At 42.8% G+C, this 15135-nt stretch carries 17 protein-coding genes; all 17 read right to left on the bottom strand.

The window, feature by feature from the left end; all coding sequences use genetic code 11:
* Positions 1 to 71 precede the first annotated feature (71 nt).
* Positions 72 to 512, bottom strand: a complete 441-nt coding sequence (locus VN379_RS04680) for a DUF4342 domain-containing protein (protein WP_325531295.1) — start codon at positions 510 to 512, stop codon at positions 72 to 74.
* A 60-nt stretch (positions 513 to 572) separates the two neighbouring features.
* On the bottom strand, positions 573 to 1316 hold the full coding sequence (recO, locus tag VN379_RS04675; RefSeq protein WP_325531293.1) for a DNA repair protein RecO: 744 nt from the start codon (positions 1314 to 1316) through the stop codon (positions 573 to 575).
* Complete coding sequence (locus tag VN379_RS25080) at positions 1307 to 1483, bottom strand: YqzL family protein (RefSeq protein ID WP_414714958.1); 177 nt, start codon at positions 1481 to 1483, stop codon at positions 1307 to 1309. Before VN379_RS25080 ends, recO begins: the two co-directional genes overlap by 10 nt.
* Before the next feature lie 83 nt (positions 1484 to 1566).
* The gene (locus VN379_RS04670; protein ID WP_422663616.1) at positions 1567 to 2853 is read right to left on the bottom strand and encodes a hemolysin family protein; all 1287 of its coding nucleotides are present in this window, start codon (positions 2851 to 2853) and stop codon (positions 1567 to 1569) included.
* Between the two features lie 62 nt (positions 2854 to 2915).
* The gene (locus VN379_RS04665; RefSeq protein ID WP_325531289.1) at positions 2916 to 3500 is read right to left on the bottom strand and encodes a DUF502 domain-containing protein; all 585 of its coding nucleotides are present in this window, start codon (positions 3498 to 3500) and stop codon (positions 2916 to 2918) included.
* A 98-nt stretch (positions 3501 to 3598) separates the two neighbouring features.
* Positions 3599 to 4492 (bottom strand): GTPase Era, encoded by an 894-nt coding sequence (era, locus tag VN379_RS04660; RefSeq protein ID WP_414714957.1) that lies wholly within the window; start codon positions 4490 to 4492, stop codon positions 3599 to 3601.
* Positions 4489 to 4893, bottom strand: a complete 405-nt coding sequence (locus VN379_RS04655; protein ID WP_325531287.1) for a cytidine deaminase — start codon at positions 4891 to 4893, stop codon at positions 4489 to 4491. The genes era and VN379_RS04655 overlap by 4 nt, the downstream gene beginning before the upstream one ends.
* An 11-nt stretch (positions 4894 to 4904) precedes the next feature.
* Positions 4905 to 5252, bottom strand: a complete 348-nt coding sequence (locus VN379_RS04650; protein WP_325531285.1) for a diacylglycerol kinase family protein — start codon at positions 5250 to 5252, stop codon at positions 4905 to 4907.
* 6 nt (positions 5253 to 5258) lie between these two features.
* On the bottom strand, positions 5259 to 5714 hold the full coding sequence (ybeY, locus tag VN379_RS04645) for an rRNA maturation RNase YbeY (RefSeq protein ID WP_325531297.1): 456 nt from the start codon (positions 5712 to 5714) through the stop codon (positions 5259 to 5261).
* On the bottom strand, positions 5665 to 7848 hold the full coding sequence (locus VN379_RS04640) for an HDIG domain-containing metalloprotein (protein ID WP_325531283.1): 2184 nt from the start codon (positions 7846 to 7848) through the stop codon (positions 5665 to 5667). Before VN379_RS04640 ends, ybeY begins: the two co-directional genes overlap by 50 nt.
* A gap of 57 nt (positions 7849 to 7905) precedes the next feature.
* Entirely contained in the window at positions 7906 to 8856 is a 951-nt protein-coding gene (locus VN379_RS04635) for a PhoH family protein (protein WP_325531281.1), read from the bottom strand.
* 23 nt (positions 8857 to 8879) lie between these two features.
* Complete coding sequence (gene yqfD / locus VN379_RS04630; RefSeq protein ID WP_325531279.1) at positions 8880 to 10094, bottom strand: sporulation protein YqfD; 1215 nt, start codon at positions 10092 to 10094, stop codon at positions 8880 to 8882.
* Positions 10084 to 10359 carry a sporulation protein YqfC gene (gene yqfC / locus VN379_RS04625; protein ID WP_325531277.1) on the bottom strand — a complete coding sequence of 92 codons (276 nt, stop codon included), beginning with the start codon at positions 10357 to 10359 and terminating at the stop codon, positions 10084 to 10086. Before yqfC ends, yqfD begins: the two co-directional genes overlap by 11 nt.
* Positions 10360 to 10428: 69 nt before the next feature.
* On the bottom strand, positions 10429 to 11940 hold the full coding sequence (locus VN379_RS04620) for an ATP-binding protein (RefSeq protein WP_325531275.1): 1512 nt from the start codon (positions 11938 to 11940) through the stop codon (positions 10429 to 10431).
* A gap of 128 nt (positions 11941 to 12068) precedes the next feature.
* On the bottom strand, positions 12069 to 12452 hold the full coding sequence (locus VN379_RS04615) for a hypothetical protein (protein ID WP_325531273.1): 384 nt from the start codon (positions 12450 to 12452) through the stop codon (positions 12069 to 12071).
* A gap of 12 nt (positions 12453 to 12464) precedes the next feature.
* Positions 12465 to 13466, bottom strand: a complete 1002-nt coding sequence (gene floA / locus VN379_RS04610) for a flotillin-like protein FloA (protein WP_325531271.1) — start codon at positions 13464 to 13466, stop codon at positions 12465 to 12467.
* Positions 13467 to 13489: 23 nt separating this feature from the next.
* Positions 13490 to 14794, bottom strand: coding sequence for an NfeD family protein (locus VN379_RS04605; RefSeq protein WP_325531269.1), 1305 nt, complete (start codon positions 14792 to 14794; stop codon positions 13490 to 13492).
* Positions 14795 to 15135: the final 341 nt, after the last annotated feature.

Raw genomic sequence — 15135 nt, 5'->3', positions numbered from 1 at the left:
GATTTTATGGAAATATAAAAAACACCCTTCATGCGAAGAGTGTTTTATGATCTAAAGCTTTGCAGTTCAGCCTAATATACATCTCTAGGAAACTTGTCCATTTCTTCCTCGGCCTCTTCCCCCTTAGCATCAGCCTCTTCTGTTTCACGTCTTACTACCTCGATAGTACAACGTTTAAATACAGCCACCAGCACGCCCAAAGCTGCCAGCTGCGGCAACACAACAGCGCCAATGGCTCCCAGTGCTACTGGTATTTCCGCCAACACCCGCCCATCATGCTTGACACGTATCTTGTTAACGTTCCCTTCACGGATAAGTTCCTTAACTTTATCAATGACCTCGGTCGAACGTACCGAGAACTCTTCTGTCCAGTTGGTTTTGTTCTTATCCTCAAGCTCAATCAGGGTTTCAATTACATTGCCTGCATTGCGTTCTAACGCCCCCTTGGCTTCCCGGTAGGACACCCCTGTACGCTCACGAATCATATCAATTTTCTCTAAAGTAATATCCATCTTGTATAACCCCCAATAGTTTTGGGTTAGCTTCCCCGATTATACAGTTATTATGCCTATCTATAAGGCATTAATTTGGTTGATAAAATCTAAAGATTTTAATGGACGTTCCAATTGGTGCCGCACAAAACCATATAACAATCGCTCTGCATTAGCCAGCGTTTTAGAGTTAACAGCAAACTGCCCCGGTTGAGTTAAATCCATTGTAAACAATTTGTCCAGAAAAATTTTATCTGACTGCTCAAACGCAGGAATGCCGGGTGAACTGCAGGCACAACACATACCACCACCATCAGAATAGCTAAAGTAGGCAGGCAAGCTTAGCTCTTGTCCACACCGGGTGCAGCGCTCATATTGAGGCTGAAACCCGGCAAATATCATCAAATGCCAGGCACCCACCAGCGCAGCAATACGCGGATTGCGGTCTACGAGCAAATTCAATACAATTAATAGTGTGTCAAACACCTCCGGCTCAGCCTGGCGTTCGGGCCATAGTCCTGTTGTTAATTCGGAAATAAAATTGGCATAAGCTAATCTTGTTAAATCTTCCCGAATTTGCCGAAATGAGGTTTGTATTTCACACTGTCTGATTGTATCCATGCCTTTACCACCGGAGGATATGGACAAATTTAAATGAGAGAAAGTCTGCAGGCTGCCACCCAAACGATTCCTGGGTTGACGGGCACCATACGCCATAGCGGTAACAATACCATATTCACGCGAAAACAAAGTGACCATTCTGTCAGCTGTACTCCAATCGCGAGCCGCCAACAGAATGGCTTCAGTTTGATACTCTACTGCCATCTAACCTCACGTAACTCTCGTAATAAGTTATTCCAAAGATATTCTGGTACTACTAATAGTTCGCTGGATTCATCGGTTGATTCATGCTGACTGGTATGGGAATCTAAACAGGCACGATAGGTAAGGTAAGCATCGATATTACCGGTACTTAAAAAAATCTCCCACATTGTTTCCCGTAATAACACTCGACATCATCCCTTCACTCTTATATTGGCAGGCAGGATTAGCCTCAACCCTATTAAATTTAAAACTATACCTCTTCAGCTATTTCAAGTGGGAATAGCGGTACAGCCTTCACTCTTACAACCCTAAATCCGTTGACTCGGAGCACCTCAAATGAGTAATCACCAATATTTACCTTGTCGCCAATTTCAGGACGTCGCCCTAACATTCCAAATATATAACCACCAACAGTATCCTCCTCATGGTCTTCTAAACGGATATTCAGGAGTTCAGTTACATCATCTAACAGCACCCGGCCATCAAACTCATAACTCCCGTCAGACAAACGCTGAATCTCTATATCTTCAATTACATCATGTTCGTCCTGAATGTCGCCGACAATCTCCTCAATTACGTCTTCAAGGGCTACTAAACCGGCAGTACCACCGTATTCATCAGCAACAACCGCCAAATGAGTACGCTTACGCCGCATAACCTGCAAAAGGTGAGCAACAGACATACCTTCAGGTACTACTAATATCTCCCGAACTATCGATGTTAAATCACGCTCACTATCAGAACTTATATCAAAATCCATTAGGTCACGAATATGAACCATGCCAATAATGTGATCTTTATCCTCGACACACAATGGATACCGGGTGTGTCCGGTTTCCCGTACCACCTTCATGTTTTCGGCAAAGGTATCATCAGCAAATAGGCAGATCATATCCTGCCTCGGCAACATAATTTCCCTGGCTAAGCGGTCAGCAAAGTCAAAAACATTGTCTATGAGCTCACTTTCCATCTGATTTAGTACCCCACCGCGGTGACTGGCACTCACAATCATTCTCAGTTCTTCTTCAGAATGAGTCAGGTCCGCTTCATTGACAGCCTTAATTCCCAGCATGCCCAATATAAATTGGGCAGTACGATTAAACAGCAGAATAATCGGGTAACCAAGCTTGTGAAAAATATATAATGGCCAGACACAAGCCAGCGCCATGTTCTCAGCCCTTTGGATAGCCATTGACTTTGGCACAAGTTCACCGATAACAATGTGTAAAAAGGTAATAAGTATAAAGCCTAATGCAATACTTATCGCAGTAATCATCCACTCAGAAAGTGGAACATATGTAAGCAAAACAGGCTCTAATAAAGATGATATTGCCGGTTCACCTAACCAACCTAGTGCGAGGGACGCTAGGGTAATGCCCAATTGGGTCGCACCTAGATAAGTGTCAAAAGAAGCAACCACCTTTAATGCTAACTTAGCCCTGCTGTTACCCTGATGAGTCAATTCTTCCAGCCTGGTCTTGCGGATTTTGACTAACGAAAACTCAGCTAACACAAAAAAACCATTGACTAAAACCAGTAAAATTGCAGCCCCCAGTTTAATTAAACTGAATAAAGGCGAATCGATAACGCATCTCTCCCCTAGTTATTGGAATCATTACTGCGGGGCATAATTGCGCCAGCTGTAATAACATATTGCAGTGCACTTTCGCTTGTTACATCTAAAGGTATTATGTCCCGCCTTGGTAGGATAATATTAAATCCTGAAGTTAGATTTAAGCTCATAGGGACAAACACGCATACATGCTCTTCTGAAAATTTTTCGGCCAGCGGAGCCGATAATTCCGGCATAACAAATCCAAGGGCCTTAACCTCGGGATGGGGATATGGCACCAGTACCGCATTTTCTAATAATTTCTGTGATTCAAATACGGCTGTTGATATTTGCTTGACACTATTATAAATAAATTTAACTACAGGTATAGAGCCTACCACTCGTTCACAATAATTAATGACTTTTTTTGAAATCCAGTGAGAAGATAACCAGCCAACAAAAACAATCAAAAATAAGACAACAGCGAGTGCTAAACCCGGAAAATGAATTGGCAGATATTGCCCTAAAAGACGTTCGGTAAATGCAAAGATATTAATAACTACAACTGCCGTAAGTGCAATCGGGACAATGACAATTAGCCCATTAATAAAATATTTATAAACCCACTTCATTAATTCACCTCTCCTTACAAATGATACCATTAAGCATCGTATTGGTCAATAAATGAATAGGCTACCGCTGAGCGGTAGCCTCAAAAACTTTCCTAAGCTCAATCAAAACCAAAACTTTTTAAAACATTAGCGCGGTTACGCCAGTCTTTCTTCACTTTAACCCATAAATCCAGATAGACTTTCGAGCCCAAAAGATTCTCAATATCGGCACGTGCGAGCCGGCCGATATCCTTAAGCAGGTGCCCACCAGCACCGATTACAATGCCTTTTTGCGAGTCTCGCTCCACATAGATGACAGCTCTGACATATAGGTCATCATTATGCCTTGTAGCAATTTCTTCAATGTCCACAAGGATCGCGTGCGGGATCTCCTCTTTGGTTAAATGCAGCACTTTTTCTCTAATGAGCTCAGCGATAACCAGACGTTCAGGCTGGTCGGTGATCATATCCTCCGGGTAGTACTGAGGACCTGGCTCAAGGTATGTCTTGATCTCAGCAATAAGTCCTTCAAAGTTGGTATGGTCTAATGCGGAGATAGGTACTACGGCCGCAAATTGAAATTGCGAAGTATACTTTTCGATAATAGGAAATAATTTAGGTTTGTCAATCCTATCGATCTTATTTACAGTGAGAATGACAGGGATACGGACATTTGCCAGATTATCCAATATGTAGCGTTCGCCTGGTCCCATTTCAGCAGTTACGTCAACAACAAATAGAATAACATCGACATCACGTATTGAGCCTTCAGCTTCCTTTAGCATATATTCGCCCAGCTTATGCTTGGGTTTGTGCATACCAGGGGTATCAATAAATAAAATTTGTGCATCATCTTGGGTAAGCACACCCATAATTTTATTTCTGGTAGTTTGTGGTTTATCAGACATAATAGCCACTTTTTGTCCAATTAAATTATTCATTAATGTGGATTTACCGACATTAGGCCGGCCAATCACAGCTACAAAGCCTGATTTATAGTTTTCCTTGTTCAATATTTGTCACCATCTTTTCCTAAAAAATCGCCCTTAGTAAAACTAAAGGGTAACAGTTCCTCGATTGTATATGTTTGCCGCTGGCCTTTCATATTTACCAGGATAATCTGCTCTATATTAAACTCTGCCAGCACCTGCCGACAGGCACCACACGGCGATACCGGCTCAGGTGTATCGGCGACTACCGCAATTGCTGTAAGTGCCACTTCACCTTCTGACACGGCTTTGAAAACAGCAGTGCGTTCAGCACAGTTTGATAAGCCATATGACGCATTTTCAATATTGCAACCAGTGTAAATTCGACCGCTTTTCCCCAGTACTGCTGCCCCTACCTTAAACCTGGAATAAGGCGCATAGGCCTGTTCCCTCGCCTTAACAGCAGCATTAACCAGCTCATCCATCACATTCCCACCTATTTAAACAGTTTGTCCCAAAATAAAACATACCCAATACCTAGTGAGGTTATCGCCTGCACTAATACCGCACCGGCAGCAACGTCTTTAGCCACTTTAGCCAAGGGATGAAAATCAGGCGAAACCTTATCGACAATGGTTTCAATAGCGGTGTTAAATATTTCTGCTGTAATAACGCCCGCAATCGTCAAAAATAAAATGGCTTGTTCAAGAGCGCTAAGCTCAAACCGCCAAGCCATCCCGATAGCCACAAGGGCTGCAGTCACATGAATTTGTATATTCCGCTCCCGGCAAACACAGTAGACAATACCAGCCATTGCATATTTAAAAGCAGCTAATACACGCATAACTGACTACAGATCCCGGGTAATACCCAGGAGCGATAAAACATATTCTTCTTCTTGCCGCATCTCAAGGCGCTCTTCCTGCACCTCATGGTCATAACCCAAAAGGTGCAGCATACCGTGAACAGTCAAATAAGCCAGTTCGCGTTCCATACTGTGACCAAACTCTTCTGCCTGACGCGCGGTAGTGTCAAGTGAGATTATTATATCGCCAAGCAAAATTTCAATATCGTCCGGAGCTTCAGTAATCTCTGGTTCATGATCACCGGAACAATGCTCATTCATAGCAAACGATAATACGTCAGTAGGCATATCTTTACCGCGATACTGACAATTAAGCTGACGGATATAATCATCATCTGCCAACATGACACTGACCTCTGACTGTGGTTCTAGTCCATAAACCTCAGCCGCTTTATTTAGCACCTGCATCAACATTTGTTCCATTGCTGGTGTTAATGTCATCTTTTCCTGCAGGTTGTTTATTATTATTTCCATTCTTGGCTTTTCTCCTTTCAAGCTCTTTTAAAGCTTCAGGGTATTCAATACGAGTGTGAAACATGCTTGACAATAGTCTGATATACACATCACCAATTACTTTAAGATCTCTTAAAGTAAGGTTACAATCATCCAACTGGCCATCTTGCAGCCTCTCCCTGATCATTTTGCGAACTGTCGCCTCAATACGGTTAACATTAGGTTTACTAATTGACCGTACAGCTGCTTCACAGGCATCCGCCAACATAACAAGCGCGGCCTCTTTGGTCTGGGGTGACGGGCCCTCATAGCGAAAATCGTCTTCAATCATACATTCACCATGTTCATTCTCAGTAGCCCGCTTATAAAAATAGGAAACCAATGTAGTTCCATGATGCTGCTCGATAATATCTGTTATTACTTGAGGCAATTTGTAATCCCGGCACAAATCAAGTCCATCTTTAATATGAGAGGTGACAATTAGGGTACTAAGTGAGGGTGCAATTTTGTCATGCGGGTTTTCGCAGCCTGCCTGATTCTCGATAAAAAAATATGGTCTTTTGATTTTACCGATATCATGGTAATAAGCACCTACCCGTACAACCACCGGATCTGCTCCTACCGTAACGGCAGCCGTTTCAGCAAGGTTGCCAACAAGAACACTGTGATGGTAGGTTCCCGGTGCATCTAAAAGCAGGCGTTGCAATAAGGGATGGTTAGGCTTTGCCAGATCGAGCAGCTTAATTGGTGTTGTAATATTGAAAGCATGTTCAAGATATGGTAAAAGCCCGGTAGTAATTACAGCTGAGGCAATGCCGCTAATGGCACCAAACAGACATTGTACCAAGACTACTGTCCCGTCAAGCTGCTGGATAAGCCCCGTAGAACCAATCACAAGGAAATTTATCGCAGCAATTGAAACGCCGGCCTTGATCAGGCTATAACCATGAGCCATCTTAGTCACACTGTATACCCCGGCCATACCACCAACAAGTGCAGCAGCCACAGCTCTTAAATCATGGTCAACAATCACACCAAAGAACATTGCCATGATAACACTAATAACAAGCCCTACCCTACTATCGATAAGAATCGCAGTTAATAAGGCCCCAGCCGCAACCGGTGCGGCAAAATCGGAATAATAATGAGCCATCTTACCAATCAGCATGGTAACTAGAATGATTAATCCCAATAAAAGTAAATGCATGTCATTTTCATACACACGAAAAGCAAAGTTATATAGATAACCTAACGAAATACCCATTATTAGCAGCACATAAATAGCAAGTCCAAAAATCCGTACTTCACTCACATTGCCGGCGTATAGCCCCAGCTCTTCCATTACATGAATCTGTTCGCCTGTTACTACATCGCCACGCCTTACCAATACCTGGCCTTTCTTGACAGTTTCCCGAACAGATTCAATATTGGCCAGAGCTGACTGTTTACGTTTGTCTGTTTCGCGAACATTTAGGATAAAATTCGGCCGAATCAATGTTTGCGTAATACCAGCCACTACGGCTTCGGCATTTTTACCCAACCCTAATTCTTCTGCTTCCAGTACTACCTGTTTTCTGGCAATATCCAGATCATCATCCCGAATACCACGCTGCAGATACTTGCGTAGTATCGACTTAGTATAATCCTCGGTTTTTACTAATCCGGCCTCATCTAAATTTGCAAGACCGTTTACTACTGTGCTTGACAAACTCAAGGGCAACTCATGGGTTAATCTCTGAATTTTTTGATCATTGGATGTTTGAGTCTTATCTGCCTGAATAAGTTGCGCCACCCGGAAAACAGCTTTGACATCCTCTTCGGCTTTGGCCATTACAGCAACATCCAGATCATACACATTGGCGACACTGGCCATTACTTCCATTTCAAGTTTCTTAGTTTTTGCGCTATCTACATAAGATACTGTCCTTGGTGCAATTACATCGCGATCACTCACTTGCCCAATTTGCAATGATACTTTGTCTGGAATAAAATCGGTTGACAAAGATAGCATATAGAGAGAAAAGAACAGCACAAGCAATACTATCCTGCGTACTAATGGCCGGGCATGAATACTACCCGGCTGAACAAACAATTCACGCAACCTGTTATTAACCGACATCATCTTTTTCAACTCCATACAACATCTATTGAGCATTCATGAATGGCTTAATAGATGTTCTTACTCTTGACCGTATTGTTCGTAAGCCTGGATGATTCGGCCGACTATCTCATGTCTTACTACATCACTTTCGTTCAAACTGAGTACCGCAATACCTTGCGTATCAGCAAGCACAGCCTGAGCATGCTTAAGCCCTGATTTAACTCCTCTTGGTAAATCAATTTGAGTTATATCACCGGTAACAACCATTTTTGAGCCAAATCCCATTCTTGTTAGAAACATCTTCATTTGCTCAGCAGTTGTATTTTGTGCTTCATCTAAGATGATAAAAGCATCTTCTAATGTGCGCCCCCGCATATATGCCAGGGGTGCCACCTCAATTATATTTTTGGCCATATATTTTTGTACAGTTTCAGCACCCATAATGTCGTACATAGCATCATACAATGGTCGTAAATACGGGTCAATCTTTTCTTGTAAATCACCAGGCAAAAAACCAAGCTTCTCGCCAGCCTCTACAGCTGGACGAGTCAAAATTATTCTTTCCACATGCTTATTCTTTAAGGAAAATACTGCCATAGCAACAGCAAGATAAGTTTTCCCAGTTCCTGCCGGTCCTATTCCAAAGGTAATGTAATTACGGCGAATGGCTTCTAAATACTGGCTTTGTCCTAGAGTTTTCGGCTTAATATGGCGGCCTCTGGCAGTTACAAGAACTGTATCTGAAAACATTTGGTGAAGAAAATCTGCCTGACCTTCCTTAATCAGCCGAAGGCTATACCTTACATCATGACTTGTTACCGGATTACCCTCACGATACAGATAGATGAGTTCATGAAACACTCGCAAAATCAAGTCAACTTCATTAGCTTCTCCATCGAAAATCACGTCTGTTCCCCTGGCGGTTATGCCGCTCGTGAACTGTTGACTAATCAAACCTAAATATTCGTCATTTCTGCCCAAAACCGCTACGGCTTCTTTTGTGTCGGCAAAGCTAATCCGCTTTTCCAAATAAGTAGTGCCCCCTAATTCATTTATTGGGAAATATTTATAGTTTGCCCAATATCCTCAATTGTTTCCACATTTACTTTTACCCGCACAATATTCTCTTCAGGTGTTTTTAATACTTCATAGTTACGTGATAATATCTGCGCTGATTCAGGAATAATATTTTGCACTACCTGAATAGCTTTGGCATGGGCTTCATCCCGCGCCTCTGAGAAGGATTTCACTGTCACATCAGAGTTAATCTCATAATATAGTTTTATAGTTGATTCGACAGTAAACTCGCTATTCCTCCATAGCGGTAGCTGTTTATGTATAATCTCACTTTCGAACTCTTGAAACGGCCGGTTTGGTGTTGCATTAAATGTTAATTCACTGCTGCCAATTTTCAAAGTAACTTCAGCCTGCCGGTTGCCGGTACGGGTAACAGTTGTCTTTTTCAACTCAGCTTCTGCATAACTCTCATACCATATCCAGGCCTTAATGATTCCTTTGGCCCGGATAAGCTCCCGGGGAACATCGATTATGAGTGGCTGACCTTCGGCAGCAGCCGGTGTTGGCTCAATCATAAATCCCTTTACAAGCAAATCTCCTTTTTTTACAGTATCCCCTTTCTTTACTGCCGGTTGTCCTGCTAAAGCAATAATCTCGGTAATCACGCCGTCTTTCATGGCAACAATATGCGCCGGGGCTTTAGTTTCCTGCTTAGGCATCGTTTTTTCAACTACTTCAATTACAGCCCGGGTACCGGTAAAGTTGATGCCAACCCAGGCAACCTCAGGGACATTTAATAATATTTCCCGCTCAATCAACTTGGTGTTAAGACCACCTATTACTGCTCCCGGCTTCAAACCATTCGAGATTGCAACATTTCTTATTTCATTCTCTGACATGCTTTTTACTCCAGTGATATCAACAAACCAAACATAAGACGACATTATATTCAGTAAAACAATAAACAAAACAGCGCCTGCAATCATCATTTTTCTACGTTTAGCCCGTTTTATCACAAAAGGTAAACCGCGATGAGATAATACCTGTACCCTGGTAGCACTGCGCAATACCAGCGGACGTATTTTAAAAAAATCATCAAGGCCGATCCAGGCGATTAAGTCTTCGTCGATTTTAGTTATACCCCATAATAAAATTTGTTCAGTAATGCAGAGATTGATAAATCGTTCAGGTATGGTTCCGGTTATACGGATTTTTACGGCACCGCGCAGGTATTTAGTATTAAATATCATACTTGACCTCCTGCACCACACCCTCTACCAGAATTTGCTCAGCTTGCAAATTCCCCAGCGTTAGGTTTTCACCAAGAATAAATAGCTCTCCCTGGTTTAGTTTAATCCGAACAAGTGAAGGGGTATACTCAATAATCCCTTTATGGTTTTCAACCAGCAATTGTTTATTACCAAGCATGGTTATTCTCGGCATATCAAGCACTATATCCTGCGGTATATCAAGAAACCCGGCCAATGATTGCAACTTCCCTTTACGGCGCAGCATGAAAAATCCCCCCTCATATACAAATGTATGCCTAAGAGCAGGCCCATTAGTACATGAATGGGGGAGTAATTAACTACGGGTTAAATATTCATCAAACTTATGAACTTTTACCGGTGCGGCAAATCGCATATAGTTTGTAGCAACTATCAATTCACCGCAGTCCAGATTTTTTATCTCGTTTCGTTGTTGCAGAATATCCTTACGGCACATTGCCTCCAGCTTGCCCCGGTCTGATTTAGAGGCAAGTCCCAAAATAAACAGGGTATTTAACTGAGACAATACTTTGTCAGCTAACAGGCGTGGCTGCTGGTCCACAACACATAAACCAATATTGAATTTTCGTGCTTCGCTAACCAATCTGGCAAAAACATTTTGAGTACTTTGTTCTTTCTTACCCAAAAAACGATGAGCTTCTTCAAGGACTATCAAAACTGGCTTAGCAACAGAACGTTCGGCTTCAGACTTATTGGCATAATGCAACAGCATTTTTTTTGATAACAAGGTTGATAAAGCCTGCTCACCAACAGGCGAGATATTTTTAAGTTCAACTAATACCACTTTGCCTTGTTCTAGATCTAAAAGCATTTGGCCAACTGCGGTAATCTCTCCCGGAATGCTAGTTTCCTCAGTAATATTCAGCTCTTGTTCTAAATTCCAGCAAATGCTTTTAATCTTACTAATTGTTCGCGACTGGAATTTTTGTCCTGTACAGCCAGCTATTTCTTCAATTATGTCATCGGCATCATATTTTAGAATATAGTCCATCCAGCGATCCTGCCACACAGACGACAGTTTATAGATGGCATCAAGCTGTGGTTCGCTAAACGTTGCGCAGGCGGTAATATCCTCGGGCTCAACCTCATTATAATTAAGCGCAAGTTTACGAACATTAGGCCGCTCTGCTTCGGGTTTAGTATTATATACCACTAAGCGGTCATTAACCCGGGGATGCAGCGATAAATCACGGTAGTATTCGTTATGGACATCAAATATGAGTAAGCCATAGTTCTCGCTATCAATGATTGAACTCGAAAGAACTTTTACCAGGTTACTTTTACCAGAACCTGTTGTGCCAAAAATACCAATATGTTCAGTTATCGCTTTGGAGCCAAATATGCCCACAGGTAATTTGAGCACTTCACGGCCACTTTTTAAATAGCCAATTTCAAGGTCACCTTTCATTTCATTGAGTAGGGCTGTATCATCGGTGGCTAAACCACGGACTTCACAGAAAAAATCAGGGCATGTTTTAGGGTTAAATAATTGGCCCAGTGCATCTGAATAGCAGAGTTGCTCAGCAATTCCAATTTTCACAGTATGATTGCCGCCTAAATAAAAATCAAGCTCTTCTTGATTAGCTACCTGCCCATTCTCGTCAAGCTTGCTCATTAGGTAGCTGACTCCGTTCATTCCAGACCAGCGCGACTTAATCTTAAAATCATAGGCCCGAATATAAAACCGATCGTCATTTTTACCTTCAACAACCAAAATATCACCAAAATCCACATCCTGGTTAGGAGCAACGACAAATTCCATATAGGTGCCTTTGGCGTAAGTAAGGCGGCCTTTGTACTCTGACATATGTTTGCCCCCTTTGTTTATTAAAATTTACTCGTGATTTTAGTGTGTGCTAAAACAAAAAAAAAAAACAGGGGTTATTTTCCCTGCTTTTAGTGGAATTTGTTTAATCAACCTGTTTTCTCCGGAGTCTATTTAAACTGTCGCCAAATTGGCCGATAAGCGCGTGGTGGCTGGATTATTTCTGCAAAAATCAGGCCGTTTTGCACCATCTGAGGCGAAACTTTACCATCCCAGGGCGAAACTGGTTCTGCAAAGTCCGGCATAGTTATAGCTGACGGTATAGACACTGATTTCGGCGGAATAACCCATGCTTTAGGAGTTGATTCTACAAAAACTGCCGCTTCTTGTGGGATATGCTTTACTTTAAATCCCACTGGTTTTACGTCAGTAGGTTGCGGTACTTTTTCAGGAATATCCGGATATTCATATTCTTTAGGTTGCTTTCGTCGCTTTAATAACTCAGGTACAACGTACACTACCAACATTAACAGCAGCGGAATTAATAAATCCATAGTTTCACCAACCTATTTTTTAGGTTCATCAGTCTTTGGTGTCAAATCCACCGGACCGGCTTTAGCAATGGTCTCACGCATCTGGGTATCTGCCAACACATTATTCATGTTATAGTAATCCATAACACCCATGCGCCCTTCCTTTAAAGCAACTGCCAAAGCTCGCGGAACATCGGCCTGAGCTTCTACTACTTTAGCCTGCATTTGCTGGGTATAGGCGCGCATTTCCTGCTCCTGAGCCACAGCCATAGCCCGGCGTTCCTCAGCCTTGGCCTGAGCAATGCGTTTTTCGGCTTCGGCTTGGTCTGTCATTAATTCAGCGCCAATATTACGGCCAACATCAACGTCAGCGATATCAATTGATAGGATTTCAAACGCAGTTCCTGAATCCAGGCCTTTACTTAACACGGTACGCGATATATGATCAGGGTTTGCTAATACTTCTTTATGGTCAGAAGTCGAACCAACACTTGTAACAATGCCCTCACCAACCCGGGCCAGGATAGTAGCTTCGCCTGCGCCACCAACCAATCTGTCAATATTGGCTCTTACTGTAACCCGGGCTTTAACTTTTAGCTCAATGCCATTTTTGGCTACTGCTGAGACGAATGCAGTTTCGATAACTTTAGGATTAACACTCATCTGTACAGCTTCTAATACATTACGCCCGGCCAAATCAATGGCAGCAGAACGTTCAAACGGTAGAGGAATCTCTGCACGATGAGCCGCAATCAAGGCATCAATTACCCGGTCAACATTGCCGCCAGCCAGATAATGAGCCTCAAGCTGGTTAACATTTACAGCAAGACCGGCTTTGTTGGCTTTAATTAAGGGCAAAACGATATTACCCGGTGGTACCCGCCGAAGTCTCATTCCAATAAGAGTGACGATACCGACATTGACGCCGGCTGCCAGAGCTGAAATCCACAGTCCAAGAGGGACAAAATGCAGGAATACGCTAATAGCGACAATCACCAGGGCTACTACGAGAACACTACCAATTAAAGCTGTCAAATGACTACCTCCCTAAATATTTATTAAGAATGTACGGGGCGTACGACTATACGGTTTCCGGTTATACTCACCACCTTAACCAAAGTATTTGGCTCAATAAACTGGCCTTCAGATACAACGTCAAGTTGAACCCCTTCTATAATCAGGGCTCCGGCAGGCCGAAGCCCTGTATATGTTATTCCAGTCTTACCCAGATACAGACTGTAGTCTTGGCTACTGCTAAAACCAGCACCTTTCGTCTCCGCGTCTTTTAAGATAATCCGGTCCCATAACTTACTTGACGGTAAGTGTTTTAGCAGCACTATGAATAAGACAATGGCAATAAGCAGACTAATCGCCAACATGTTAACTGCAGCAACATTTGCTCCAAGTGTCAGAAATAGGCTGGCAAAGATAGCAATGATGCCAATAATGCCAAATACCCCTGCTCCTGGTGTATAGAGCTCTAAAATTATCAGCCCAATACCACCAATGAACAGGATAATCTCCAGCCACCCGGCAATCCCGGTAATCCACTGACTGCCAAAGAACAGCAGCGCCGCACCCAAACCAACAAGGCCTGCCACACCTAAGCCAGCAGTTTTAATTTCAGTTAATACTGCTAAAAATATGATTGACATTAAAAATGATTTTACCGCAGGGTCAGACAGCATCCCGGCTAATTTTTCCTGCCAGCCTTGCGTATATTCCAGAACCTCTATCCCTGTCAGGCCATAATTCGCTAACACAGCCTCCCGGTCAGGTGCCACGATATCCGCATAGCCTACCTTAGCTGCCTGATAGTCGGTAAGCGCCAGAATTTGACCAGGTTCAGCATAGTCGGGATACCCAAGTGATTTATCTACCATGGCTTCAGCCACCCGGGGATTACGCCCTGTCCGGTTTGCCGTCGCCGCGAACTCAGCTTTTACAGCAGCTACTGTTTTTTCGGTTGTAGGTATTGGCTCGGCCGCGCCAATACTGCCGCCCGGCGCTATTGCAATATGCTTATGCGAAATCGCGATCAGCGCGCCTGCCGACCAAGCCCGGTTTTTCACATAACAAATTGTTGGAACAGGTGAATCAATAATCATATCTCTAATGCTGACGGCCGCATCCACCAAACCACCAAAGGTATCAATCTCAACAAGAACGGCCTGAGCCTGCTTACTACGGGCATCGGCCATCGCTTTGCGGACAAGAGCCGCCTGTCCAGCATTTATTTCGCCTTTGATCGCTATGCCGATGACCGGTCCAGCCTCAGCACTTACCCGATTGTCTATAGTAAACAAGGACAATAAGGACATAATTAATATTAATAAAACTCTTTGGTAAACTTTATGCCGCATATACTCACCTCTACCGCAGATTGAATGTTTATTACAACTCACTATTAGTTTATTCGGCAACAATTGCCATCATTCCTGTTTTTTGGTTCAAACAAATGTTATATGTCGAAAGTTTGAAAATTATTACTTTTTACGTTACCCTTGACTTGTCGATTCATGTATGTTAATGTCTTAATATAGTCTAGTGAAGCTTACGCAGCATTTTCCGCAGCACTATTTATAGCTAACCTAAATACTAAAATTATAATCTTCCCAGCAACCGTCACCGCAATTAGGCATTAACATATAGAGCACTAATTACAACAATCTTCAACTTTAATCTTACTATTCTACTTACTATA

Origin of the sequence: Sporomusa sp., assembly GCF_035561255.1 — a bacterium.
Taxonomy (GTDB): Bacteria; Bacillota; Negativicutes; order Sporomusales; family Sporomusaceae; genus Sporomusa.
Note: the sequence above shows the minus strand (reverse complement) of the source record. Positions and strands in the feature narration are given on the sequence as shown.

Coding starts and splice junctions, on each gene's coding strand:
- VN379_RS04605 (WP_325531269.1), bottom strand. CDS start 14,794: ATGCGGCATAAAGTTTACCAAAGAGTTTTATTAATATTAATTATGTCC.
- VN379_RS04655 (WP_325531287.1), bottom strand. CDS start 4,893: ATGGATGAGCTGGTTAATGCTGCTGTTAAGGCGAGGGAACAGGCCTAT.
- VN379_RS04615 (WP_325531273.1), bottom strand. CDS start 12,452: ATGGATTTATTAATTCCGCTGCTGTTAATGTTGGTAGTGTACGTTGTA.
- yqfC (WP_325531277.1), bottom strand. CDS start 10,359: ATGCTGCGCCGTAAAGGGAAGTTGCAATCATTGGCCGGGTTTCTTGAT.
- VN379_RS04640 (WP_325531283.1), bottom strand. CDS start 7,848: ATGATGTCGGTTAATAACAGGTTGCGTGAATTGTTTGTTCAGCCGGGT.
- VN379_RS04620 (WP_325531275.1), bottom strand. CDS start 11,940: ATGTCAGAGTACAAAGGCCGCCTTACTTACGCCAAAGGCACCTATATG.
- VN379_RS04665 (WP_325531289.1), bottom strand. CDS start 3,500: ATGAAGTGGGTTTATAAATATTTTATTAATGGGCTAATTGTCATTGTC.
- recO (WP_325531293.1), bottom strand. CDS start 1,316: ATGGCAGTAGAGTATCAAACTGAAGCCATTCTGTTGGCGGCTCGCGAT.
- yqfD (WP_325531279.1), bottom strand. CDS start 10,094: ATGATATTTAATACTAAATACCTGCGCGGTGCCGTAAAAATCCGTATA.
- VN379_RS04680 (WP_325531295.1), bottom strand. CDS start 512: ATGGATATTACTTTAGAGAAAATTGATATGATTCGTGAGCGTACAGGG.
- VN379_RS04650 (WP_325531285.1), bottom strand. CDS start 5,252: ATGCGTGTATTAGCTGCTTTTAAATATGCAATGGCTGGTATTGTCTAC.
- ybeY (WP_325531297.1), bottom strand. CDS start 5,714: ATGACATTAACACCAGCAATGGAACAAATGTTGATGCAGGTGCTAAAT.
- VN379_RS25080 (WP_414714958.1), bottom strand. CDS start 1,483: ATGTGGGAGATTTTTTTAAGTACCGGTAATATCGATGCTTACCTTACC.